The sequence below is a fragment of the Paraburkholderia steynii genome (assembly GCF_900100565.1).
In the GTDB taxonomy this organism is placed as follows: domain Bacteria; phylum Pseudomonadota; class Gammaproteobacteria; order Burkholderiales; family Burkholderiaceae; genus Paraburkholderia; species Paraburkholderia terrae.
In genome coordinates this window covers 99,857-124,489 of sequence record NZ_FNDI01000017.1, presented here as the reverse complement: position 1 = coordinate 124,489, position 24,633 = coordinate 99,857, and the positions used below count along the sequence as shown (strand labels likewise).

The window sequence follows — 24,633 nt, the reverse complement described above, 5'->3', positions numbered from 1 at the left end:
GGATGGATGCCGCTGCTGCCAGATCATCTTGTGATTCGCGTGCATGACCTCAAAACGACCATTGCAGATTTCGCCGAACTCGGTTTCACCGTGCAGCGCGGCGGCATGCATGCCGACGGGACAACGCACAACGCGCTGATCGGATTTGCCGACGGCAGCTACATCGAACTGATCGCATTCCTGAAAGACGCGCGGGAACATCGCTGGTGGGACGAGCAACAACGCGCTGGCGAAGGCTTTGTCGATTTCGCGCTGCTGCCCGAATCGGTTGCGCGTACTGTGGAAGCCACGTATGCGCGTGGCCTGTACTATGACGGCCCCATACCGGGTGGCCGCATCCGGCCCGACGGCACACGGCTCGAATGGCAAATCGGCCGCCCGACGACGCGCGACCTGCCCTTCTTGTGTGGCGACCTGACGCCCCGCTTCCTGCGCGTCGCGGAAGGCGAAGCGCGCACGCATCGCAATGGCGCGACCGGACTCGCCGCCGTCAATGTCGCCGTTTCGGATCTGGAGAAGAGCATCGCGCGGTATCGCATTCTGCTTGGCGACGTGCCTGTGCATCGAGGCGCGCTGACGGGACACGGCGTGTATTTTGCGACACTGCCGATAGGTCCGACCACAGTCACGTTGCTGTCGCCCGTGGCACGAACGCGCGCAGACGATGATCCCGATGCCGGCAACACAACGGCCCTTGCCGAAGCGCTACGGTCGCATCTCGCGATCCGGGGCGAAGGCGTCTTCAGCGCAGCGATTCATGTTGCCGATGCCGCGCAAGCGCGTGAACTACCGCGCTCGCTCAGTCACGGCGCGCGGCTCGAATTCGTGTACGCGCCCGGCGGATGAGCGCGCTTCAGGCCGGCAGCTTGCCTTTCCTGCGCAACACAGAGACGACCTCTTCGATGCTCGCGTTCTCCAGCAGACGGCGGCCAACCACCCGCCGCTCGTCGTTGATGGCATCGATGCTTCGCTGCATCGCGGCGGCCTTCCCCGCGATGTAGACGGCCATGCCGTAGCCGAAGCGCTCGATCAAATCCTTGCAGAAAAAGTTTTGCATAGTGGTTCAGCGACGATGCTCGCACGCGTTATTGAGAATCGTTCGCAATTATACATAAACGCGCGACGCGTCTGGTGCAGGCTTCGTGCTGGCGCAGCGGCCGGGATATCTAGAACGCTTCCGCAAGGAATGGCACGAGCGCAGACAGCACCTCATCCGGCGCGTCCTCGGGCAGCAGATGACCGCCAGGCAGCGCCCTTCCCGTCACGCGCGATGCCCACTTCGACCACACATCGATAGGCAGCGTCTTTCTTGCTCTCTGCTCCCGCTCGCTCCACAGCACCAGCACGGGAGATGTCAGCTTCTTCCCCGCGTCGAAATCGGCTGTGTCGTACTGAAGGTCCTCTGCAGTCGCGGCGCGATAGTCCTCGCAGATCGCATGACGCACTTCGGGCTTGCGAAACGCGGTCCGGTAGGCATCGAGTGCCAGCGGATCGATTCCGTCGAGTCCGCCTGCCATCTTCGACAGTGCCGCATCGATAAATGCGTCGGGGTCCGCATCCAGCATGCGCTCAGGAAGATCGAAAGGTTGCGCGAGAAAGAACCAGTGCCACGCATTCAGCGCGAAGGCCTTGTCGACGCCCGCAAACGCATCCAGCGTGGGGATGACAGTCAGCGATGCGTATGCGGCAACGCGCGCAGGATGATCGAGCGCCAGCCGGTATCCGACGCGTGCGCCACGGTCATGCCCGACGACGGCGAACCGCTCATGTCCCAGGCGGTCCATCAAGGCGACGAGCGCGTGCGCAACGCGACGCTTGGTCCATCGCGGCTGATCGTTTCGCGTGCGGCTGTCGCCGTATCCCGGCAAGTCGGGCACGACGACGGTATGGGATTGCGCGAGCGTCGGCGCAACCTTTCGCCAGGCGATGTGGGTTTGCGGATAGCCGTGCAACAGCAGGACGGGCGGGCCGGAGCCGCCTGTCACGCCACTGAACGACACGTCCTCTGTATCAACGTCGAGTTTCGAGAAGCCGGAAAAAAAACGGTTTGCGGCAGGCTGAGCATTGCCGTGCGTCATGGACACCTCCTTATGCGACGCGACAGGCACTCGAACTGGACGAACACACCGACGCGCTAGACGAAGCTTATGCGATCGTCGTGTTTTGCGGGCGTGCGTTGCTCACGCCCACACTCTGGTAAGCGCGTTCGCTGACGAATGATTCACGCCGATTGGGTGCGAGCGTAAGCTCAGAAAAACAGCAACGAGCGCAGTTCGATACTACGTCGCGCTCTTGCATCGGGCGGCGACGACGGATCATCGAATGCGGTGTGCGCCGTCAGCCGTGCGATATCGTCGCCCGCGGAATCGTAGATTTTCAGCAGAAGGACTTCCTCCGGCGACATCAACGGAAAGTAGTACCAGCGGTGCCGCGGATTGAAAACGAATGCATACGTCTCGCCGATCTTGTCCGGATAGATCAGATCCGACGGCACGAGATCGGTCAGCGAGATACTGCGCGCATCGCACAATGCGAGCGGCGACGATTCGACCGTCGATCCGACAGGACGCCACAGGTTGACGATCGCCACCCTGCCTTTCAGCAGTGCTTCCGCTTCATGCGGCGGCAGATGATCGCGCACGCGGCGCGGACCCGAGACGAAAGTCTGATCGTTGTGAATGAATTTGACCGGCTCGCGCACACCGCTCGCTCGCGCCGCCTGGCCGTCGCGAAGCGTGTGATCGAAGATGACGACGCGCTTCGCACCCGTCCAGCGCTTGAGCAGCGCTTCGGCCTCAGGGTAGTAGATGCGTTCAATCGCCGCTGGGTCCGAGAAGTCGCTGAGCGCGCTCGCGTGCTGCCGCAGTTCAAAGCCATTGCGGTCCAGCGACAAGCCACCTGGCGGCGGCGACACGCGTGCATTGACGATATTCACACGCTGCGTCCGATACACGCCGCTGCGCTGTGGTTCGCCTGCGGGCGGCTCATAGGCATACGTGGCGGGCTTTTCTCCCGTCGCGACGAGATAGTTCAACGCAGCTTCGACAACGGCTGGCTGTTCGACGACGATATCGCTCATTGCTTACGCTCCATGCATGCGCGCGACTCAATTAGTCCGGCGCTATTTCGCCGATCACATGAAACATCTCGAACGTGTAGCCCATGTTGAAGTAGCCCGCTCGCGCATAGACGGCTATACGCTCGAGGCGCTCGCCCGCATCGCGCGGCGAGTGCTCTGCCTGCCGGTCGGTGCGTTCTTCAGCGGCGTGGGCGGATCGCGCGTGCAACCGCTGACGCACAGCCTGGAAGGGATGAAATACGGCCTGACGATAAAACGATGCGAGGTTCATCGACATGATGCGTCCTCCTGCTCGTGGCAATATTCATCGAATCTAGTCAGTGGCGGCGCATTGCACAAACAAGCATTTGTGCAATGCTTTGCAACGCACCGCCGATGGATGGACTGAACCCTCAGGCGCCCGCGCGCTCAGTGACGGACGGCACGCTCACATAATCCTCGCCGTCGATATCGTAGCCAGACGGTTCCCAGCGGATCGCGAGCAGCACCAGCAGCGACGTCAGCGGAGCAATCGCGATGACCCAGAACACCTTCGTGCCGAGCGCGCCCGCCAGCACCGGGAACAGAAACAGCGAGATCGTCGAAGCCGTGCGCACGAGCGTCTGGTTGAACCCCACGCCGATACCGCGCAGTGAAGTTGGGTAGCTGAGGGATGCGTAAGTCATCGAATGCGAACCGGGCCCGAAGCCTTGCCCGAACAGATAGCCGCCCAGCAGCAGAATCGCCGCCACCACCAGCGCGGTGCCGCTCGGACGACCGATCAGCGCAAGCCCGATCAACGAAGCGAATTGCAGCGAATGACCGAGCACGGTCATTTTCCACGCACCGATTGTCGGTGCGGTTCGCACGCCGATCAACCCGCCCACGAATGCGAACAACAGATTGAGCGTGAGCGATGCGACGATTGTCGTCAGAGGCCCTTGCGCGAAAAAGCTCGTGATGATGACAGGCAAGCCAAAGATGATCGCGTTGTAACCGAACGACGACGCGCTGCCGATCACGGCCGCGAGTATCGTGCGTCTGCGGTATGTGGCGTTGAACAGCACGCCATAGTTGCGCCACGAAGCCCGGCGCGGTTGCGCGACGGGCGCCGTCGCGCGTTCGACAACGGCATCGACGCCATACGAACGCTTCAGGATGCGCGCAGCGCCTTCGAGGTCGCCCTGGTTCGCTGCCCACACGGGCGATTCGCTGATATAGCGGCTGCGCACCAGAATGATGACGATGGCGGGCACCGCGCCAAACGCGAGCGTGAGCCGCCACAGCCAGCCGAGCTGGTGCTCGGGCAGGATCGCGTACAGACCGAGAATCAGCAGGTAGCATGTACTCGTCGCGGCATACCACGCGGGGCACCACGCAGCGACGCTTGCCGCCTTGTTGCCCTTGCCCGCCACACGCGAGAACTCCGCCAGAAACGCCATCGCAACGGGCAGATCGAGCCCGACGCCGAACCCCATCAGGAAGCGCGCGCCGCCGAGCACCCAGGCGTTCGGCGCGAGACCGGCCGCAATCGCGGCGACGACGAAGAACAGCATGTCTGCCATAAAGACGCGATAGCGGCCGATCCGATCCGTCAGATAGCCACCGAACAACGCGCCGAGAATCGCGCCGAACGTAATCGCGGAAGAAACGAAACCTACCTGCACGGGCGACAGTGCGAACTGTTTTGCGATGTCCTTGATGCCGTAGGCGAGCGAGGTCAGATCATAGGCATCGAGGAACACGCCGCCTAGTGCAATCGCGATCACGATGCGCGCATTACTGCCTTTCACCGCGCCCGCATTGACGATACGCGATACGTCCTGCGCGGAGCGGATAACGGCTGGACGAGCGGAATCGTGTGCAACGGACGAGTCCAGCGGAGTGGATGGAATAGCGACGGTAGACATGATGAGTCGAACAGGAAGTCAGAAAGTTCCTGCATGCTAGCGACGCCCATCACGTCTTCCAAACGACGATTGAATATATGCAAATTGACGTTGCTACGATGCGCGTCGCTTCGCGCTGTGCGCCTCGTATATCGACGATTCGCTGCTTTCGATATGCGCAAACATTGTTTGGATTCGCGCGTGTGGCCACTTAACGTCGTGATTCGGAATATCCCGGCACAGGCACGAAAACTACGACGATCAAACGCTACACATCACCATCATGACTTCATCGAATACACGTACGGCCGAGCATCCCATCGACAGACAGTTTCTGGAACGCTGGTCGCCGCGCGCCTTCGCGCAAGACACGATTCCGGAAGCCTCGCTGCTGACGTTCCTCGAAGCGGCCCGCTGGGCGCCTTCTTCGTATAACTCGCAGCCGTGGCGCTTTGTCTATGCACGGCGCGATACGGAGCACTGGACCCAGTTTCTCGGCTTTCTCAATGACTTCAACCGAGGCTGGGCGCAACATGCAGCCGCCATTCTGATCGTGCTGTCGAAGCGGTCATTCACGCCGCCAGGCGCAACCGACGAGGTCGCGCTGGCGTCGCATTCGTTCGATACGGGTGCTGCCTGGGGTTATTTCGCGCTGCAGGCGAGCCTGTCCGGATGGAAGGCTCATGGTCTTGCCGGTATCGAACGCGAGCGCATTCGTGCAGAACTGGCAATTCCCGACGACTATGCCGTCGAAGCGGCGATCGCGATCGGCCGCCCCGGCGACAAGTCCTCGTTGCCTGAAGGACTGCAGAAACGCGAGACGCCGAGCCCGCGCAATCCGCTCTCCACGTTTGCCGCGGAAGGACAGTTCACGTTCTGATCGCGAAAGCGCTCACTGCGCAGGCGAATACAAACCCGTCAGAACGCAGGCGGCAACAGCTTGCGGTCGATAAAAGACTGAAGCGCGTCGCAGAACGCATCGCGCGTATCGACCGCCGCATTGAATCCCGCCTTGCGAAGCTTCACCGTGCTGACGAAAGCGACAGGCCCCGCCGGCGCGCCATAGGCAAACGCAAAATCGGCGTGCTGGTCGCCCTGTCCGACAAAAGAGAGAAGATCGCCACTCGCCAGTCCGTACCTGGCGACGATCTGCGCCCACACGTCCGCATTCTCACGAATGTATTGCGCGACGCTCGTTGGCTCGTCGGCTCCGGCATTAACGCCGAGCGTCTTCGCCATCGCCGGCCATACGCTGCGCCATTCGAAGACATCGCCGTTGGTGACATTGAAGATCTCGTTCGCCGCTTGCGGAGACTGCGCGGCCCAAACCATCACCTCGCCGACGAGATCGGCATCCGCCATTTCCCAGACGAAGGACGGGCCACCCGGAAAGCCGAATGACTCGCCTTTCTCGCGGCGGATAGCCGCGTAGACGCCGATAGCGGGAAGCACATTGAGCGCGCCGGCGGTTTTTCCCGTCACGAGTTGCGGACGTAGCACGGTATACGTGAACCCATGTTTTTCACCAGCGTCGCGAACGTAGTCCTGCTGGTCGAAGAAAAAGTTTGCGTGGTCGTCGCGCGGGTCGCTTTCGCGTGCCGGAATGGCAATAGGATGCAGGTCTACGCCATACGCCTTCGTGCCTTGCAGGATCGACACGTTCTTGAACGTCGCTTTCGATTTTCCTGAAACGAGCGGCTCAATCACATTGCGGAGCATCGCGTTGTTGATCTCGATCTGATCGGCGTTCGACCAGCCGCTCACCAGATCATCCGCATTCTCGTAGATTGCCGCATACGCGACATGCGTAATGCCGCCGAGCGCAGACAGCGCTTCACGCGCAGCGTTCTCGTCGCGCAAGTCCACGGGGATGAATTCAAATTCGCGGCCGCTCGGCAGGTCCGGCTTGCGCCGGGAAATGCCGACCACATCCCAACCCGCAGAGAGAAAGCTCTCGATAGCGGCAACACCAATCAGTCCGCTCGCGCCCGCTACCAGTACCTTGCTGCTCGTGCCCATTCCTGCTCTCCAGTTCTATCCATTCCGTTTCGACTCAAACCTTTCGCGTTGCATATCACGCGGCATGTTTGAGTGTCCTTCCGACATCCCGTCGGTCGAACGAAATGTAGTTTTGAACGGGAGTCTTCAGTAGTAGGCGGCGCGGAATTCCAGTTATTCCATCAAGTGATGGGTTTGGCGGATACGACTCGCCATTACGCCCGAGCGAGCGCCTCCTCGACGAATTCAACGAATGCACGCGCTTTCGCCGTCACCAGCCGCCCCGATGGAAAGACGGCCCAAAGATCGACCGCGGGCAAGGTCCAGTCGGTCAACACGGCCTCGACCTTGCCCGATGCCAACTCGGGAGAAAACATCCAGCGCGACGCGACGGCGAGCCCCATTCCATTGAGGACAGCCGTGCGCATGCCTTCCGCCGCGCTCACGCGGACACGTCCCGATACCGTCACATCCACGTCGCTGTCGTTCTGGTGGAACGTCCATGTCTCGCCGCCGCCACGCTGCGAGTAGACGATTGCCTGATGTCGATGCAGCTCGGCGGGTGTCGTGGGCACGCCTGCCCGCGCGAAATAGTCCGGCGTGCCGACGACGAGCCGCGGACTTCGCCCGATACGCCGCGCCGTCATCGACGAATCAGTCAGCGCCCCCATCCGCAACGCCACGTCCATGCCCTCTTCGAGCAGATCGATGATGCGATCTTCGAGCTTGAGGTCGATTTCCAGCTTGGGATGCCGGCTCAAGAAGGCGTCCAGCGACGGCAGCACATGCAGGCACGCGAACGTCACCGCCGCGCTGACGCGCAGCTTGCCGGACAGGCTGTCGGAGGCGTCGCGCACGACCTGCTCCGCGTCGTCGGCCTCCTGGATCGCGCGCTTCGCATGCTCGTAGAAACGCTGGCCGGCGTCCGTCATCGTCAAACCTCGCGTCGAACGCAGGATGAGCCGCACGCCCAGGCGTTCTTCCAGCTGTGCAACGGATTTGGAAATGGCGGGCTGCCCCACGTTCATCCGCTTCGCGGCAGCCGAAAACGAGCCCGCCTCGGCAACGCTGACAAAAATTTCCATTGCGGCCAGTCGATCCATGCTGCGCCTCTCCCAGGTTTCGTCGAAGTCGTCAGGCCCTATTCTCTCAAGGAATGGCAGTTATCCCCGCCAGGCCCCTTCTGCGCGGCTTTACGGGCGCTCATGATCCCGTCATCTTCAACACTCATCCAGAGGATGCACGCATGAACACGCTCTTCAGCCGTACCCATGTCGGCCCTTTCGAACTCAGTCACCGCATCGTGCTCGCGCCGCTCACGCGGATGCGCACCGAGGAAGGCAACGTGCCCGGCGACCTGATGGTCGAGTACTACACGCAGCGCGCCTCGGAAGGCGGCCTGCTGATTAGCGACGCGACGGCCGTCTCGCCGCTTGGCATTGCCTACGTCGACGCGCCGGGCATATACACGGACGCGCAGGTAAAGGGCTGGAGGCGCGTGACGGATGCCGTGCATGCGAAGGGCGCGCGCATCTTCCTGCAAATGTGGCACGCGGGACGCCAGGCGCATCCCGCCAACACGGGCGGCGTCACGCCTGTTGCCCCTTCCGCGTTGCGCTCGCTCGAACATGCGGCCATCCGCGACGGGAACGGCAACGTCGCGGAAGCCGAACTGATCGTGCCGCGCGCGCTGGAGATCGACGAAATTGCGGGCATTGTCGAGCAGTTCCGTCGCAGTGCCGTGCTGGCGAAAGAGGCGGGCTTCGATGGTGTCGAGCTTCACGGCGCAAATGGATATCTGTTCGAGCAGTTCCTGCTGGACGGCACGAACCATCGCACCGACGCCTATGGTGGCCCGATCGAGAATCGCGCGCGATTCCTGTTCGACACGCTCGATGCCGTCGTCTCCGTGTGGGGGCCCGGCCGCGTCGCACTGCGGCTGTCGCCGAGCGGCACGTACGGCACGATGTCGGACAGCGATCCGCATGCCACCTTCGGTTATGTCGCAGAGCGTCTGAACAGTTATGACCTCGCGTATCTGCATGTCATCGAGCCACGTATTCGCGGCATCGTCGAGCAGGAGACGAGCGAGTCGGACGTGACGTCGAAAGACATGCGCCGCCTCTACAACGGCACGATCATCGCCGCGGGCGGCTTTACGGGCGAAAGCGCCGGGCAGATCGTCACCGACGGCCACGCGGACCTCGTCGCATTCGGGCGCATGTTCATTTCGAATCCCGATCTGCCCGACCGTCTGCGCACCGGCAAGCCGCTCACCCGCTACGACCGTTCGACCTTCTACGGCGGCGATGCGCGAGGCTATACCGACTATGCGTTTCATGCCGAAACCGAAACCGCTTGAAGCAGCTTGATACCGCTTGAATCAGGAACGACAACATCATGAATCGACTTGCAAACAGGACAGCCGTCATCACAGGCGGCAGCAGCGGCATTGGACTTGCCACCGCGCAACGCTTCGTCGACGAGGGCGCGTATGTATTCATCGTCGGCAGGCGGCAATTGGAACTCGATAAAGCCGTGCAGCAGATTGGCCGCAACGTGACGGCCGTGCAGGCCGATGTGACGAAGCTCGATGAGCTGGACCGCCTGTTTTCCATTGTCGGAGAGCAACGCGGCAAGATCGACGTTCTGTTCGCCAATTCAGGGGCGGTCGAGCATCGCACGCTCGAAGCGATTACGCCACAGCATTACGATGCCACGTTCGACGTCAACGTGCGCGGACTCATTTTCACCGTACAAAAAGCGCTGCCGTTGATGGGCAATGGAAGCAGCATCATCCTGACCAGTTCGGTCGCTGGCGTCAAAGGCTTGCCGGCGCACGACACTTACAGCGCGGCGAAGGCAGCCGTTCGCTCGCTGGCGCGGACATGGACCGTCGAACTGAAGGGCCGCGGCATTCGCGTCAATGCCATCAGCCCAGGTGCGATCGACACGCCGATCATCGACAGCCAGGTTGCGACGGCCGCCGAAGCAGATGAACTGCGCGCCAGGTTCGCTGCCGCGACGCCATTGGGCCGCATCGGTCGGCCTGAGGAAATCGCGTCCGCAGCGCTGTTCCTCGCATCCGACGAGAGCAGCTACGTTGCGGGTATCGACCTGTTCGTCGACGGTGGCCTCGCGCAGGTGTGAGTCTGTCGCGATGTCGGGGCGAGCGGTCACGCTCGCCTCCATTTGCTGATTGCTTCACGAGCGCAAATCGATCGCAGCGTGGAACGAGACGAACGAGCATATTCTTGATCCTCCAGGGTATTCATGATGTTGCGCTCCAGGCGGTATAGTCCGGGTCATTCAGAAACACGATGGCGCACCTGGAACAAACGAATGAATATCGGCCCTTTGGCTCTTCCTGCTGGACCGCTTGCTCTGTTCATTGGCATCGCCGTAGCGTTACTCGTCAGTAGATTCTCTGGCGAGAAGCAATCCGACGTCGAGCGCGCCCTCTTTACGGCGTTACTCATTGGCCTGTTCGTCGCGCGTGCTGTGTTCGTCCTTCAATACCTGCCGAGCTATCGCGGCGAGTTCCTGCAAATGCTCGATATCAGAGACGCGGGATTCGCGGCGATACCGGGCATTGCGGCTGGAATCGTCGTCGCGGTGATTGCCGCAATACGACGATCGGCAATACGACGTTCATTAGCCGTCACGGTAATATCGGGCTTCGTCGCGTGGGGCATCGCTGGTGCGGTGATGGGACGATCCGACGAGCCTTCGCACGTGCCGTCGATAACGCTACTCGACGAGGCCGGTACGCCGCAGCGCCTTGATCGAAATACCGGCAAGCCACTTGTCGTCAATTTGTGGGCGACATGGTGTGGACCCTGTCGAGGCGAAATGCCCGTGCTTGCCAGCGAGCAGACAAACCATCCCGAACTCGATCTGGTTTTCGTGAATCAGGGAGAAGACCGCCACACGGTCGAGGTGTTTCTGGCAGACCTCAACTTGCACATCGATAACTCCCGTTTTGATCCGCAACTGACACTCGCAAAGAGCGTGAATGTCACCGCGTATCCGACCACGCTCTTTTACGATGCCAACGGACGATTGCTGGAAAAGCACTTGGGGCGCGTATCGCAGGCGACTTTCGATGCAATGCTGGCTCGGCTTTATCCGTCACTTGAATCTTCGAGACCTTGAGCGCATAGCTTGCCTTAGCGAAGAAAACACCGTGCATCCCGCTCGCCCGACACAGGATGCACAATGCCGTTCCCGTTACTGCAGCAGCTTCAGCACCTGCTGCGGCATCGAGTTCGCTTGCGCGAGCACCGAGATACCCGCTTGCTGCAACACCTGAGCCTTCGACAGGTTCGCCGTTTCCGTCGCAAAGTCCGCGTCGGTGATCTGCGATTCGGCGGCGCTCATGTTGGTCGCTTCCGTTTGCGTCGTCGAAATGGCGGCCTGGAACGTGTTCTGCGTCGCGCCGAGTGTTGCCTGGAAGGTGTTGACGCTCGTCAGCACGCTATCGATCGAACTCATGGCGGCTTGCGCGCCCGAAGCGGTCGCCACGCTCAAGCCGCTGATGCCCAGCGAGCTTGCGTCCCAGCTCTGCGTGCCGAAGTTCGCGGTGATCTGCTGGCCGTTGAACGCGCCGATCTGGAAGTTGACCGAGCCGACACCGTTCAGCACCGCCTGACCGTTGAACGTAGTCTGTTGCGCAACGCGGGTGATTTCCGTCAGACGCGTCGACACTTCCGCCTGCAGGTTGGCGAGCGCGTTCGAGTCGAGCGAGCCGTCGCCTGCTTCCACTGCCAGCTGGCGGATGCGCTGCAGGTTGTCGACGATCGATTGCAGCGCGCCGTTCGTGGTCTGCACCATCGAAATGCCGTTGTTCGCGTTTGCGGCGCCTTGCGTCAACGCATTGATCGATGCCGTTTGCGACGTAGCGATTGCGAGGCCCGCCGCGTCGTCAGCGGCCGTGTTGATACGCTTGCCCGACGATAGACGGTTGATCGCCTGCGAGAGCGCGTTTTGCGAACCCGACAGATTGTTCTGCGCCGTCAGCGACATGATGTTCGTATTGATGTTAAGCATTTCAACCCCTTTCGGTTCTAGAAAGATCGACATAAGCGGCAACGCAATTTATTCACTATTTCGCGCCACCACTCGACGGGGTTTACGACGTCTCCAAATATTGCTTTAGGTTTCTCGCGGTAATTTCCGCTTTACACGGATACGGAACCGGGATGCTGAAGCACCACGTTTCCATCTGAAAATTGCTCTATAACATATTGATATGTATGCACATTTTAACATACATTCGCACTTCTTCCATTTTCATTCACAGGCATTACAAAGAGAATGTCGCTGCTTTTATTGTTACGAATAATTATGCAAGCTTTATAGCTTAGTGAAAGCATTAATCGATAAAACCTCGTTTATTGCTGACGCGGTAATAACTTTTACTGACAGTCCGGTTGACATTACATCTGCGAATCTTTCAGGCAGAAAACCTGTCGCTTGCCGCGTGGGGTTAGCAAACTTATTTCACTGTGAGGCAACGCAAGCCTCGTTCGCACGCGCCGTTTAGCTGCGCGGCTCGATGCGTCGCGCGGGACGTGCCAGCAGCAGCACGATCGTGACCACGCAAAATGCGGCGCCGGCATAGAACGTCGCAGCCGCCCCTATCGTGTCCCACAACGCGCCCGCGATCACGCTGGAAACCAGCGTCACAAGCCCGCTCGCGAGATTGAACAAGCCGAACGCCGTGCCGCGCAAATGCGCGGGCGCGCTATGCGACACCATCGTCGCGAACAGCCCTTGCGTCGCGCCCATATGCAGGCCCCACAGTGCAACGCCCACAAGCAGGATGCTCCAGTGAACCGCGTGCGCAAGCGCGATATCGGACACGCCGAGTATCACGAGCCCCGCGACCAGCAGCCTGACATGACTCGTCGAGTCGGCGAGTTTGCCGAGCGGATAGGCCGATAGCGAATACACGACGTTCATCGCGACCATCACGAGCGGCACCAGCGCGACGGGCACGCCGCTATCCAGCGCGCGCAGCACGAGGAACGCCTCGCTGAAGCGCGCTAGTGCGAACGCGGCCCCGACTGCGACGATCCACCAGAACGCGCCACCGAGTTGACGAATGCTGTCGCGCCGGATCGGATTGACGCGCTTCGCGCCAGGTTGGCGCGCGGGTTCGTCGATGCCGACCGCCAGCAACGCGACAGCCAGCACACCAGGAATGACGGCCAGCCAGAACGCCAGCCGGAAGTTATTCGCCCAGATCAGCATGATCGCGGCCGCGAGCAGCGGCCCGAGAAAGGCACCGACGGTATCGAGCGATTGCCGCAAGCCGAACGCAGCCCCACGCAGCGGCGGCGGCGTGACATCGGCGACGAGTGCATCGCGCGGTGCGCCGCGAATGCCTTTGCCGATCCGGTCGATTACGCGCGCCGTCACGACGAGGCCGAGGGTCGGTGCAATCGCAAACAGCGGCTTGCTCAGCGCGCCGAGCCCATAGCCCGCGACGGCGAGCCATTTGCGGTTGCCGAGGTAATCACTGAGCGCACCGGAAAAGACCTTGACGATGGGCGCCGTCGCCTCGGCGATGCCCTCGATCAATCCGATCGTCGTCGCGCTCGCGCCGAGGCTCACCAACATGAACATCGGCAGCAAGCTGTGAATGATCTCCGATGAGATGTCCATCAACAGGCTCACGCAGCCCAACACCCAGACGCTGCCGGGTATCTGCCGAAGGGTGCTGACGCGGGACCGGCCGGACGCCGGCTTTTCCGGGGACGCTGGATGCTCGTCCATATAGCCGTCACACCTTGCGAAGAATGAAACGCCCCGCCCCTGTCATCTGATCGAGCGAGACGATCTGTCCGTCACGCTCGATGAACTCCAAGGTCGAGCCCGGCGCGGATGCAATGCGAAACATGCGATCGCGCGCGGCAATGAAGCGCTCGTCGTGTTGTCCCGGTACGCGCAGCCACAACGTGCCGTCGTCGCGCAGGAACACGTCGACGCGCACACCAACGGCCGTTTCGTAGACTCCCGCAAAGCGCTGCAACACGGCGGGCGCATGAGCAAACTCCTTGCGCACGAACACGACTTCGTTCTCGACGATCTTCGTGACGAAGCGGTCGATATCGCCTTCATGTGTCGTCAGAAAGTTGATGCGCCAGCGTGCGTCGTCTTCGGGATCCTCTACTTCGGCGTCGAAGCGGTCGTAGTGATAGTGCTGCAACTGTAAATCCTGATCGCGAAACTTCAGGCGCAGATGGCCGTTCTTGAGCGCAATCGCGATCGTGCCATACGCTTCATGCGTGAAGTCGCCCGCATAGTCTTCGAGTAGATGCGATGGTTTCGTGTCGTCGATCCGGTCTCCGTAGCGGCTGCTACGCGCCTGCGACATCGCTTGCCGCGCGGGTTCGATCAGTCCGAGCAGACGCTCGTTCCAGGGCGTGAGTTCGAGACCCAGCAAACGCTCATAGATTTGATAGTGGACGACGTCGCGCAATGCCGCGCAATGGTCGCCGATCACGAACACGCTCACGCCGATCCGCTCTTTCGGCATGACCGATACCTTCGAATGAAACCCACGAATATCGCCGCCGTGAGAAGCCAACAGATGCCCGCGATAGACTTCCGTTTGCCTTCCCATCCCATATGCGCCGTTGAGCGATTCCCACCAGCCATATAGTTCCGGGGCCGAGTTCGGCAGCGGTATCGCGGGCGCCATCGTCTCGCGCAGCAAGGTCTTCGATATCACTTGCCTGTCGTTAACCTTGCCGTCGTTGACGAGCAACGACAGCCAGCGCGACATGTCGTCGAGCGTCGATACCATGCTGCCCGACGGCCACGGCGAATCGCTTTTCCGCTTCGTGTCGAGCTTGCGCAGTTCGCGGCGGTCGCGGCACTCGGTGTAGCCGATGGCGAGATTCGGCTCGTCCAGCAACTCCGAATAGAGAAACGAAGTATCGCGCATGCCCGCCGGTTCAAGCATGCGCTGGCGAACCAGCTCCGTCCATGACATGCCGCCCAGCCGTTCGATCGCGTGCGCCACCGCGTAGTACATCACGTTGTTGTAGATGAACGTCTCGCGCAAGCCGGCGCTCGGCTTCATCAGATGCAGGCGATCGAATATATCCTTCGGCGTCGCTGCTGCGCCGTAGGTCATCATGTCGTGACGCGTGATGCCCGTGCGATGCGCGAGAAGATCGCGCAGCGTGACGGAGCGCGTCAGGATGTCGTTATGAAACCGCAGTTCCGGTAAGTGCTGGGAAAGCGGTTTGTCGAACGTGAGCTTGCCTTCGTCGACCAGCATGCCGGCAGCCAGCGCGACGAACAGCTTCGTGTTTGACGCGATGGGAAAGAGCGTCGACGCATCGAACGGCAAGCGCTTGTCATAGTCGCGAAAGCCGTATCCGCGCGTCAGAACCGGCACGTCATCGACGACGACAGCGACGCCGACGGCGGGCGCATTCCATTGCTGCAATAGCGAAGCGACGATGTCGTCAAAGCCTTCGAGTCTCTCCAGCGGTGTCAATCGGATTCTCCTTGCGTCGAATGTTCATGAACCGGCTTTCTACGCGCTTGAAGTCGGGCCGCCGCGTCAAATGCATACCGTCGAAATGCGGCCGCATCTGGCGAGCGGTTATCCGCATGGAAGCATGGTGAAAGCAAACTGTTGCCGGGCGAAAGTTGGTTCTATCCGAACACATTCGTATCCGTCGACGGCCGCTGGATAACCCGCAAGCCCGCCAGACAAGGACATCTCCGAAATGGCACGCTCGATGCAAAGGGTTGCGCCTGAACCAACGCAACAGGAGCACGCCATGTTCGCATACTTCCTCCGGCTCATCTTCGAACTGTTGGACCGCGCAGAGGAACTGCTGGACCGCGCCGAGCACAGCCGCCGTGACACGTATCTCTCGTCGGCCGTCGATCTCTTCGAACTCGAACGCCGCATGCGGCTGATCGAGGCGAGAGATTAAGCTGTCACAGCAATCCGACCAGATTGCCGAGCGGCGCGGACGCGTCCCCTTCACGCCATCCCAACGCTAGACGCGCCCGCATTTTCGCGCCCTGCACGTCGACGTAACGCACGCCCTTCACCTGCACCTGCGCAATCGCGGCGGGCACGATGGACACACCGAGGCCCGCCGCCACCAGATTGATCACCGACGACACCTGCGGCGCAGGCTGCGCGAGGTGCGGACTGAAGCCCGCCTCGCCGCACGCGCGGACGATTTCATCGTGAAGCGTCACGCCCGCCGGCCCCGGCACGAGCACGAACGGTTCATCGGCCAGCGCCGTCAACGGCAGGCGCTTCTTCGCTGCGAGCGGATGCGTTGACGGCAACACGATTTTCATTGGCTCGTCCGCGAAGCGATGCGTCTGCACGTGCTCTGGCGACGTGGTCCCGGGCCTGAAAAACACGGCATCGATCTCGTCATCGAGCAGGCGTTGCAGCAGCGCAGGCGTATTCGCTTCTTCGAGCGTCAGATCGACGGTCGGATAGCGGCTCTTGAAACGCTGAATCAGCGCGGGCACCACGGGATTGAACGCCGCCGACCCCGTGAAGCCGATACGCAGCCGTCCCGTCTCGCCACGCGCGGCCCGCTGCGCCGCGTGCGCCGCGCGTTGCGCGCCGCCCAGCACGCGCTGCGCCTCGATCAGAAACGCTTCGCCCGCGCCCGTCAGCTCGGCGCCATGCGCCGTTCGACGAAACAGTTCGACGCCCAGTTCGCGCTCCAGGCTCTTGATCTGCTGACTGAGCGGCGGCTGTCCAATGCCGAGCTTTTCAGCCGCGCGCGTGAAGTTGCGCTCGCTCGCAACCTCCACGAAATATCGTAAATGACGCAGTTCCATGCTAGTGCTAAAACATATCGGGTTAGCCAGTTTCATATATTGGACAGTATAGCTCTGGCGCAGGACAATTCCTGCGTCATAGTCGACCGCCGATCTTGTCCATGAACTCTGATCCATCCGTTGCGACGCCCGATCGCATCGAAACATCCAGCACACGTTTCAATACCACCGGCGCGTCCGGCGTGCGGCCCGGCTCGACGGACTTTCGCCGTATCAGCATCGCGCTCTTTCTTGCGGGCTTCTCCACGTTCTCGCTGCTGTATTGCGTGCAGCCGTTGCTGCCCGTTTTCGCCAGCGAATTTCATATCGGCGCGGCGCAAAGCTCGCTCGCGCTATCGCTCTCGACAGGCTTTCTCGCGTTCTCGATTCTCTGCGCGGGCGCGCTATCGGAGCGGTTCGGCAGACGCGGCCTGATTTTCGCATCGATGACACTCGCCGCGCTCTTCAACGTCTGCGCCGCGCTCGAAGCGGACTGGCACAGCATTCTCGTCGCCCGCGCGCTGGAAGGGCTGGCGCTCGGTGGCGTGCCCGCCGTCGCGATGGCGTATCTCGCGGAGGAGATCGATCCGCGCGGGCTGGGGCTTTCGATGGGGCTGTATGTCGGCGGCACGGCGTTCGGCGGAATGATCGGCCGTGTGGGCATGAGTTACATGAGCGATCATCTGTCGTGGCGCACGGCGATGTTGACCATCGGTATCGTCGATGTCGTCGCCGCTATCGCGTTCGTGTTGCTGTTGCCAGGCTCACGCAATTTCGTGAAACGCGCGGACCTCACCGCTGTTCATCACATCGCGCTGTGGCGCAAGCATCTGACGGCCGCGACATTGCCCGCCGTGTTCGCAACGGGATGCCTCGTCATGGGCGTGTTCGTCACCGTCTACAACTATGCGGGTTTCCGGCTGATGGCGCCGCCGTTCGATCTCAGCGCGACGCAAACCGGCCTGATCTTCTGTTCGTATCTGTTCGGTATCGTCGCCGCATCCGGCGCGGGCGCGCTGGCCGACCGCTGTGGGCGCGGACCGGTCCTGATTGCGGGCGTCGTGGTGGCTGCGCTGGGACTTGCGTTGACGCTGATGCATGCGCTCATCCCTGTCGTGCTCGGCATCATCGTGCTGACCATTGGATTTTTCATCACGCATTCGGTGGCGAGCGGCTGGGTCGGACAACTCGCCGATGGCGCAAAGGGTCACGCGACCTCGCTGTATCTGCTTGCGTACTATCTCGGTTCGAGCGTGCTCGGTTCGTGGGGCGGCTGGTTCTGGCAAAACGGCGCATGGCCGTCCGTCGCCGGATTTGGCTTTGCGATGCTCGCCGTCTGCGGCACGCTTACGTTGTACGTTGCGCGCGTGAATGCGCGCAAAATTCGCGTACACGCGCGTACACGCTGACTCACAGAAGGAGTCTCTTCATGATCGACCATCTCGACCATCTGGTGCTGACCTGCACCGATGCAGAAGCCACGGCGAAGTTCTACACGCAGGTCATGCAGATGCAACTGGAGACATTCGGCGCCGGGCGTATCGCCTTTCGCTTCGGCAACCAGAAGATCAATCTGCATGTACGCGGCAGCGAATTCGAGCCGAAGGCGCATTTGCCCGTGCCGGGCGCGCTAGATCTGTGCTTTATCGCATCGGTGCCGCTCGATCAGGTCATCGCGCATCTCGCGGCATGCAACTGGCCGATTGTCGAAGGGCCCGTCGAACGAACGGGTGCGACGCAGAAGATCCGCTCCGTGTATGTGCGGGACCCCGATCTGAACCTGATCGAGATTTCCGAACTGATGGGCTAGCCGCCTGCACGGCGCCCGCTGCGTCAGCTATCCGCCCGACGACGGGTGTTCCCCATACTCGTCCGTATCACGCGCTTTAATTCTCGTTTAATTCGCGTTGCCTACATTGCAGACACGAAGACTTTGAGGTCGCATCGTGAATGCCTTGAATCTCAAACCCTTGCGATGTCGCGTTGTACACACGCGTTCGCGATCTTCCGCCGTATCGCGCACGCGACCGGCCTATCGACGGGCATGGTGGCGCTCCCGATGTATCCGGTCCGGCGAATATCAACGAAGGCGCGGCGCTCGTTGAACGACGCCGGGTATGCGCTCCAAAGTATCTGCAATAAACGGCTTTGATCTTCAAGATGGAGAACCGTCATGAACACATTCACCAAAGCAGGTCTCGTTGCCATCGCGCTCGTGTTCGCGCAATCCGCAACCAGTGTCGCTTTCGCAGCGACGACGAATCTGCCGCCGCTTCATCAGCAAGGCGCGGTCACATATCTTTCGGGTGGCGTCGGCAGCGATCAATCGGCTGCGCTGAAGGACGCCATGCACCAATACCCGCTCGTACTCGAGTTTACGGGCGCGACGCGTCACGGGAATGAGTACCTCGCCGACGTTCCCGTTCACATCGCCGACATGAACGGAAAGACGCTTTTGAATGCGACCTCGCACGGACCATTCATGCTTGCATCGCTTCCGAACGGGCGCTACAAGATCACCGCAAGCCATGATGGCAAGACCCAGCAGCGTGTAGTCGACGTCAACTCATCAGCACACGTTCGCGCGATGTTCGTATGGCCGACGCACACAGAAGGGAGCACGTCGTGAGCGCCGACGCGAACGCGCCCGTCGACGAAGCACGCCGTCGATGGATGATTGCGACGTCGGTGGCGGGCGGCATTGCGGGCGTGGCCGTCGTCACGCCCTTCGTTGAATCGTTCAGGCCATCGGCTTCGGCGTTGGCGGCGGGCGCGCCCGTGACAGTCGACATCAGCCGGCTGCAGCCCGGCGACATGCTGACGGCGGCATGGCGCGGCAAGCCCGTCTTCATCGTCAATCGCACTGACGCGATGCTCGCCGATGTGCGCTCCGCCGTTCCGCTCGTCGCCGACCCGCACACGACGCGCCCTTTCTCGATGCCGCTGCCGTCCTACTGCAACAACGAGTTCCGGTCGCGCCCGGAGCATAGCAATCTGCTAGTGGTAGTCGGCGTGTGTACGCATCTCGGCTGCACACCAAGTCCGCGTTTTCAGCCAGGCGCGCAAACGAGTCTTCCCAATGACTGGCCAGGCGGATTTCTCTGCCCATGTCACGGCTCGACGTATGACCTCGCAGGCCGCGTGTTCAAGGACAAACCCGCGCCGCAAAATCTCGATGTGCCGCGTTATCGATTTGAATCCGCGAGTCATGTCGTGATCGGCGCAGACGAACAGGACGAAGCCTGATCGCGAGTGTTGGCCGCTGAGGCGTCGATCTGCGCCGCTGGCTCGTGACGGCGCAGCGCTAGCAGACGCATCGCGAGGCCTTTGAAGGGCCTGAACACACGCGCCGCTGTACACTTCCGGGCAACGTCGCCTCGCCGACGATTTCCCGAGCAATGCATCATGGACCGCATCGACGCAATGAAGGTGTTCGTCGCGACGCTGGACGAAGGCAGTCTGGCGGGCGCAAGCCGCCGGCTCGGCCGTTCGCCCGCCGCGGTGAGCCGCGCCATTGCCTTTCTCGAAGCGCATGTCGGCTCGCCGCTTCTGCACCGCACCACGCGCACGATCAAGCTCAGCGAGGCAGGCGAACGCTACGCGGCAGCGTGCCGGCGCATCCTGACCGACCTGGAAGAAGCCGACCTGCTGGTAGCGGGCGAGCGTTCCGCGCCGCGCGGCCTGCTGAACATCACCGCGCCCGTCGCCGCAGGCCAGGACATGCTGCGCTCGATCCTCGACGACTTCATCGACGAGTATCCGGCCGTGTCGGTGCGCCTGCATATGCTCGACCGCCCCGTCAGTCTCGTCGACGAAGGCATCGACGTCGCGCTGCGCATTTCGCATCTGCCCGATTCGACGCTGATCGCGATTCCCGTCGGCGAAGTGCGGCGCGTCGTGACGGCGTCGCCGCGCTATCTGGCGAAGCACCCGCAGATCCGCGAGCCCGCGGACCTCGAACAACATCAGATCATTTCGATGACGCACTTCGGCGTCGACTCATGGAGCTTTCCGCCCGCCGAAGGCTCGACCGTCGCACAGGTCGTCCATTTCTCGCCGCGCCTGATCGTCAACAGTATCGACGCCGCCGTGGCATCCGCCGTCGAAGGACGCGGCGTCACGCGCATGTTCTCCTATCACATCGCGCAGCAGGTAAAGGACGGGCAGCTGCGCATCGTGCTGCGCGACAGCGAGCATGCGCCCTTGCCCGTTCATCTTCTGACGCCCCACGGCCGCCTCTCGGTCCCAAAAGTGCGCGCCTTCGTCGATTTCGCCACGCCGCGTTTGCGTCGGCATTTCAAGCAGTTACAGCGCATCACCGACACCCATTGAACCGCCGCGCGGAAGAATGTCTGCCGCATTGCGTGGATTCTCTCTGCGATCGACTCAATCTAGACTTGCTCCATCGACATCGGGCCACGCGGCCCATTTGGTTAAAGGAGCAGGTGAATGGGTGCCGAACAGAAAGTGGTGATCGTTACGGGCGCGTCGCAGGGCATTGGCGCGGGAGTGGTCAAAGCGTATCGCGACCGCAATTTTCGCGTAGTCGCGACGTCGCGCTCGATTCAGCCAAGCGACGATCCTGACATTGCCACCGTGCAAGGCAACATCGCCGATGCGAAGACCGCGCAACAGGTCGTCGCCATCGCGCTGGAACGCTTTGGCCGGATCGACACGCTGGTCAACAACGCGGGCATTTTCATCGCAAAGCCCTTCGACGCCTACACACCCGAAGACTACGACGCCGTCATGGCGACCAACGTCAACGGTTTCTTTCATATCACGCAGCGCGTGCTGACGGAGATGAAAAAGAAACGCAGCGGCCATGTGGTGAACATCACGGCGAGCCTCGTCGACCGGCCACGCGCCGGACTGCCCGCGGCGATGGCCGCGTTGACCAAAGGCGGGCTGAATGCTGTCACGCGGTCGCTGGCAATCGAGTATGCGCCGCTAGGCATTCGCGTGAATGCAGTCGCGCCAGGCGTCATCAAAACGCCGATGCACCCGCGCGAACGGCACGAAGCGCTCGCGCGCTTTCACCCGATCGGGCATCTCGGCGAAGTGACGGATATTGCGGAAGCCGTGCTGTATCTGGAATCGGCGGGCTTCGTGACGGGCGAGATTTTGCACGTCGACGGCGGCAGTAACGTCGGTTCTTGAGAGAGCGGGTATTACCGGCATGGCATCCTCGATATTCATTATTTCGGATGCCATAGTATTTTTCAGATCAATGTTTTAATCGAGGAGTCGCAGCGAGCAGTAGCGACAGCAGCACGGAGATAACAATGCAGGACGCAGCTATCAGGATCACGAAGCCGCCCGCCTTCAACATCACGCGTGGCACGGTGGCGGGCGCGAGCGCAAGTCTCGTCGGGATTGGACTCGCGCGCTTCGCATATACACCGCTTCTTCCCGCCATCATCGACGCGCACTGGTTTGCGGCATCGACGGCGGCGTATCTCGGCGCAGCGAATCTGGGCGGCTATCTGGCGGGCGCGCTGCTCGGCGGCTATCTCGCGAAGCGCGCAAATGCAACCCACGTATTACGCGCGATGATGCTGCTGGCAACGATTGCCTTCGTCGCTTGCGCGTTTCCGTTGTCGTTTTCGTGGTTCTTCATGTGGCGCTTCGCGTCGGGACTTTCGGGCGGCGCACTGATGGTGCTCGCCGCGCCGACTGTGCTCGCGCATGTGCCGCCGTCGCGCCGCGGCCTCGTGAGCGGCGCGATTTTCGCGGGCATCGGCCTCGGCATCGCGGCGTCTGGCACGCTCGTGCCGCTGTTGCTGCTTCAAGGGGTCAAGCAAACCTGGCTCGGTCTCGCGGCCATCGCGCTGCTGCTGACCCTCGCCGCATGGAACGGCTGGCCGAAGCATGACGCACCTGCCCATACGGCGCCCGCACATCACGCGAAGCACCGGAAGCACAGCGGCTTCACCTTGCGCGCGCTGTATGCGGAGTACGCGCTCAACGCGATCGGCCTCGTCCCGCACATGCTGTTTCTCGTCGATTTCGTATCGCGCGGTCTCGGCAAGGGGCTCGACACGGGCGCCCAATACTGGGTGCTGTTCGGCCTCGGCGCCATCGCCGGTCCGTTATTGAGTGGACACCTCGCCGACCGCGCGGGCTTCGGCCCTGCGTTGCGGGTCGCGTTCGTGATCCAGATCGTCGCCGTCGCATTGCCGCTGATCGGCACGAGTCCCGCGCTGCTGATCGCGTCCAGCTTGCTGATGGGCGCGGCCGTGCCGGGCATCGTGCCGCTCGCGCTCGGCCGTGTGAATGAACTGCTCGCGCATCACCCCGCCGCGCAAAAAGGCGCATGGAGCACGGCCACCACCGGCTTCGCGGTGTTGCAGGCGGGCGCTGCATACGGCATGTCGTTCCTCTTCACACAGAACGGCGGCAACTACCGGATGTTGTTCACGATCGGCGCAGCGGCGCTCGCACTTGCGTTGTCCGTCGACCTGTTCGCCGCGCTTCGCGGCAACCCGGAGAACAGCTAAGTCTTTCCTGCAACACTAGATCGAAGGAATCACAGCATGAATCAGCCCACGACCACCGTTGCGATGCGCACCGCGCCGGAAGTCACCTCACTCGGCTACACGGAGCGCAATCAGCAGCACTGGATGCGCAATCTGCTCGTCTGCGTATTCGGCTCTTTTACGACGCTCGTCAGCCTCAGCATGCTGCTGCCGTTTCTGCCGCTCTATGTGAAGCAACTCGGCGTCGAATCGCAGGCGGATGTCATCCAGTGGTCGGGCGTCGCGTTCGGCGCGACGTTCCTCGGCACAGCCGTCACCGCGCCGCTGTGGGGGCGTCTGGCCGACCGCTATGGCCGCAAGCCGATGCTGATTCGCGCCGCCGTCGGCATGGCCGTGGTGATGTCGCTGATCGGTATTGCGCACAACGTGTACGAGTTGGTCGGCTTGCGTCTGATCGCGGGTCTGGTGGGCGGCTATGCGTCGGCCTCGACGGTCATGGTCGGCACGCAGGCGCCACGCGAGCGCGCCGGCTGGGCGCTCGGCCTGCTGTCAACAGGCGCGCTCGCGGGCGCGCTGGTCGGCCCGCTGATTGGCGGCTTTCTGCCGGGCTGGCTCGGCATCCGCGGCACGTTCTTCGCGGGCGGTGCGGTGATCGCCGTGGCGGCGCTGCTGACGATCTTCGTCGTCAAGGAAGACTTCCACCCCGCCACCGACTCCAAGCGCAAAGCCGCCAGCGGCGCGACAGCCGCGCACCCGACTCGCACTCACTATGCGGTGATCGGCGCATTGCTCGCAACGGCGATGATGGTGCTGCTCGCCAACATGTCGATCGAGCCGGTGATTACCGTGTACGTCGGTAGCCTCGGTGTTGGGCCGGACGAACTGGCGCGCATTGCGGGTGTCGTGATGGCGTGCTCCGCGTTCGGCAGCATGCTGACGGCAGCGCGGCTCGGCGCACTCGCGGACCGGATCGGCGGGTGGAATGTGATCATCGGTTGCCTGATCGTCACGGGCCTGCTGATGCTTCCGCAAGCGTTCGTTCATCAATGGTGGCAACTCGCAGCGCTGCGCGCGCTGATGGGCATGTCGCTCGCGGGGTTGTTGCCCGCCATCGCGAAGCTCGCGCGCCATGCCGTCGATGAGAGCAAGACGGGGCAGATGCTCGGCTATCTGCAATCCGCGCAGTTCAGCGGACAGGTGATCGGCCCGGTGATCGGCGGACAGATTGCCGTCCATTTCGGCATGCATTCCGTATTCTTCGTCACCGGTTCGCTGCTGGTCGTATGCGCGGGGTTTGCGCAATGGGCGCGCGGACGGTAGCCGGGTTCGCTCTTGATGCACGCGTTCGCGATCTTGTGCGTATACTTCGCCAGTAGACTTTCGAAGCATC

Annotated in this window: 25 protein-coding genes; 14 read left to right on the top strand and 11 right to left on the bottom strand. The window is 61.9% G+C overall.

Annotated features, from left to right (window positions below):
• Positions 1 to 6: 6 nt before the first annotated feature.
• Positions 7 to 846, top strand: a complete 840-nt coding sequence (locus BLT65_RS27795; protein WP_091783480.1) for a VOC family protein — start codon at positions 7 to 9, stop codon at positions 844 to 846.
• Positions 847 to 853: 7 nt separating this feature from the next.
• Here BLT65_RS27795 and BLT65_RS27790 read toward each other — a convergent pair whose 3' ends face one another.
• The 5 genes from BLT65_RS27790 to BLT65_RS27770 all read right to left on the bottom strand — a co-directional run bounded on the left by BLT65_RS27790 (position 854) and on the right by BLT65_RS27770 (position 4,968).
• A complete protein-coding gene (locus BLT65_RS27790; RefSeq protein WP_091783477.1) occupies positions 854 to 1,057 on the bottom strand; it encodes a hypothetical protein in 204 nt (67 codons plus the stop codon).
• Positions 1,058 to 1,166: 109 nt separating this feature from the next.
• Positions 1,167 to 2,078: an alpha/beta fold hydrolase gene (locus BLT65_RS27785; protein ID WP_091783474.1), complete on the bottom strand. Its 912-nt coding sequence runs from the start codon at positions 2,076 to 2,078 to the stop codon at positions 1,167 to 1,169.
• Positions 2,079 to 2,248: 170 nt separating this feature from the next.
• Positions 2,249 to 3,079, bottom strand: a complete 831-nt coding sequence (locus tag BLT65_RS27780; RefSeq protein ID WP_091783471.1) for a CmcJ/NvfI family oxidoreductase — start codon at positions 3,077 to 3,079, stop codon at positions 2,249 to 2,251.
• A 31-nt stretch (positions 3,080 to 3,110) separates the two neighbouring features.
• Positions 3,111 to 3,356, bottom strand: coding sequence for a hypothetical protein (locus BLT65_RS27775; RefSeq protein WP_091783468.1), 246 nt, complete (start codon positions 3,354 to 3,356; stop codon positions 3,111 to 3,113).
• A gap of 115 nt (positions 3,357 to 3,471) precedes the next feature.
• The gene (locus BLT65_RS27770) at positions 3,472 to 4,968 is read right to left on the bottom strand and encodes an MFS transporter (protein ID WP_091783465.1); all 1,497 of its coding nucleotides are present in this window, start codon (positions 4,966 to 4,968) and stop codon (positions 3,472 to 3,474) included.
• 262 nt (positions 4,969 to 5,230) lie between these two features.
• On the opposite strand from BLT65_RS27770, the gene BLT65_RS27765 reads away from it, so the two are divergent.
• Positions 5,231 to 5,827 carry a nitroreductase family protein gene (locus BLT65_RS27765; RefSeq protein WP_042305934.1) on the top strand — a complete coding sequence of 199 codons (597 nt, stop codon included), beginning with the start codon at positions 5,231 to 5,233 and terminating at the stop codon, positions 5,825 to 5,827.
• A 38-nt stretch (positions 5,828 to 5,865) separates the two neighbouring features.
• Here BLT65_RS27765 and BLT65_RS27760 read toward each other — a convergent pair whose 3' ends face one another.
• Both BLT65_RS27760 and BLT65_RS27755 read right to left on the bottom strand, forming a co-directional pair.
• Positions 5,866 to 6,966, bottom strand: coding sequence for an NAD-dependent epimerase/dehydratase family protein (locus BLT65_RS27760; protein ID WP_091783462.1), 1,101 nt, complete (start codon positions 6,964 to 6,966; stop codon positions 5,866 to 5,868).
• Positions 6,967 to 7,160: 194 nt separating this feature from the next.
• Positions 7,161 to 8,048: a LysR family transcriptional regulator gene (locus tag BLT65_RS27755; protein ID WP_091783460.1), complete on the bottom strand. Its 888-nt coding sequence runs from the start codon at positions 8,046 to 8,048 to the stop codon at positions 7,161 to 7,163.
• A 143-nt stretch (positions 8,049 to 8,191) separates the two neighbouring features.
• On the opposite strand from BLT65_RS27755, the gene BLT65_RS27750 reads away from it, so the two are divergent.
• From BLT65_RS27750 to BLT65_RS27740, 3 genes are all read left to right on the top strand, one after another.
• Complete coding sequence (locus tag BLT65_RS27750) at positions 8,192 to 9,307, top strand: alkene reductase (protein WP_091783457.1); 1,116 nt, start codon at positions 8,192 to 8,194, stop codon at positions 9,305 to 9,307.
• Positions 9,308 to 9,345: 38 nt separating this feature from the next.
• Positions 9,346 to 10,095: an SDR family NAD(P)-dependent oxidoreductase gene (locus BLT65_RS27745; RefSeq protein ID WP_091783454.1), complete on the top strand. Its 750-nt coding sequence runs from the start codon at positions 9,346 to 9,348 to the stop codon at positions 10,093 to 10,095.
• A gap of 192 nt (positions 10,096 to 10,287) precedes the next feature.
• Positions 10,288 to 11,100 (top strand): TlpA disulfide reductase family protein, encoded by an 813-nt coding sequence (locus BLT65_RS27740; RefSeq protein WP_091783451.1) that lies wholly within the window; start codon positions 10,288 to 10,290, stop codon positions 11,098 to 11,100.
• A gap of 75 nt (positions 11,101 to 11,175) precedes the next feature.
• Here BLT65_RS27740 and BLT65_RS27735 read toward each other — a convergent pair whose 3' ends face one another.
• The 3 genes from BLT65_RS27735 to BLT65_RS27725 form a co-directional block, all read right to left on the bottom strand.
• Positions 11,176 to 11,994, bottom strand: a complete 819-nt coding sequence (locus BLT65_RS27735; protein ID WP_091783448.1) for a flagellin domain-containing protein — start codon at positions 11,992 to 11,994, stop codon at positions 11,176 to 11,178.
• Positions 11,995 to 12,486: 492 nt separating this feature from the next.
• On the bottom strand, positions 12,487 to 13,725 hold the full coding sequence (locus BLT65_RS27730; protein ID WP_091783445.1) for an MFS transporter: 1,239 nt from the start codon (positions 13,723 to 13,725) through the stop codon (positions 12,487 to 12,489).
• Positions 13,726 to 13,732: 7 nt separating this feature from the next.
• The gene (locus tag BLT65_RS27725) at positions 13,733 to 15,460 is read right to left on the bottom strand and encodes a serine hydrolase (protein WP_091783442.1); all 1,728 of its coding nucleotides are present in this window, start codon (positions 15,458 to 15,460) and stop codon (positions 13,733 to 13,735) included.
• A 289-nt stretch (positions 15,461 to 15,749) separates the two neighbouring features.
• Here BLT65_RS27725 and BLT65_RS27720 point away from each other — a divergent pair, with 289 nt between their 5' ends.
• Entirely contained in the window at positions 15,750 to 15,908 is a 159-nt protein-coding gene (locus BLT65_RS27720; protein ID WP_091783440.1) for a DUF3563 family protein, read from the top strand.
• 4 nt (positions 15,909 to 15,912) lie between these two features.
• Here the strand turns inward: BLT65_RS27720 and BLT65_RS27715 are convergent, their stop codons facing one another.
• The gene (locus tag BLT65_RS27715; protein WP_091783437.1) at positions 15,913 to 16,785 is read right to left on the bottom strand and encodes a LysR family transcriptional regulator; all 873 of its coding nucleotides are present in this window, start codon (positions 16,783 to 16,785) and stop codon (positions 15,913 to 15,915) included.
• Positions 16,786 to 16,886: 101 nt separating this feature from the next.
• Here BLT65_RS27715 and BLT65_RS27710 point away from each other — a divergent pair, with 101 nt between their 5' ends.
• The 8 genes from BLT65_RS27710 (at position 16,887) to BLT65_RS27670 (ending at position 24,563) form a co-directional block, all read left to right on the top strand.
• Positions 16,887 to 18,173: an MFS transporter gene (locus BLT65_RS27710; RefSeq protein WP_091783434.1), complete on the top strand. Its 1,287-nt coding sequence runs from the start codon at positions 16,887 to 16,889 to the stop codon at positions 18,171 to 18,173.
• 20 nt (positions 18,174 to 18,193) lie between these two features.
• Positions 18,194 to 18,574, top strand: a complete 381-nt coding sequence (locus BLT65_RS27705; RefSeq protein ID WP_091783432.1) for a VOC family protein — start codon at positions 18,194 to 18,196, stop codon at positions 18,572 to 18,574.
• Positions 18,575 to 18,937: 363 nt separating this feature from the next.
• Positions 18,938 to 19,393, top strand: a complete 456-nt coding sequence (locus tag BLT65_RS27695) for a hypothetical protein (RefSeq protein ID WP_042305946.1) — start codon at positions 18,938 to 18,940, stop codon at positions 19,391 to 19,393.
• Positions 19,390 to 20,010 (top strand): ubiquinol-cytochrome c reductase iron-sulfur subunit, encoded by a 621-nt coding sequence (gene petA / locus BLT65_RS27690; protein ID WP_091783427.1) that lies wholly within the window; start codon positions 19,390 to 19,392, stop codon positions 20,008 to 20,010. The genes BLT65_RS27695 and petA overlap by 4 nt, the downstream gene beginning before the upstream one ends.
• A gap of 159 nt (positions 20,011 to 20,169) precedes the next feature.
• On the top strand, positions 20,170 to 21,096 hold the full coding sequence (locus BLT65_RS27685) for a LysR family transcriptional regulator (protein WP_091783424.1): 927 nt from the start codon (positions 20,170 to 20,172) through the stop codon (positions 21,094 to 21,096).
• A 117-nt stretch (positions 21,097 to 21,213) separates the two neighbouring features.
• A complete protein-coding gene (locus BLT65_RS27680; RefSeq protein WP_007583165.1) occupies positions 21,214 to 21,924 on the top strand; it encodes an SDR family NAD(P)-dependent oxidoreductase in 711 nt (236 codons plus the stop codon).
• Between the two features lie 125 nt (positions 21,925 to 22,049).
• A complete protein-coding gene (locus BLT65_RS27675) occupies positions 22,050 to 23,264 on the top strand; it encodes a YbfB/YjiJ family MFS transporter (RefSeq protein WP_091783421.1) in 1,215 nt (404 codons plus the stop codon).
• 36 nt (positions 23,265 to 23,300) lie between these two features.
• Positions 23,301 to 24,563 (top strand): MFS transporter, encoded by a 1,263-nt coding sequence (locus BLT65_RS27670; protein ID WP_091783418.1) that lies wholly within the window; start codon positions 23,301 to 23,303, stop codon positions 24,561 to 24,563.
• Positions 24,564 to 24,633: the final 70 nt, after the last annotated feature.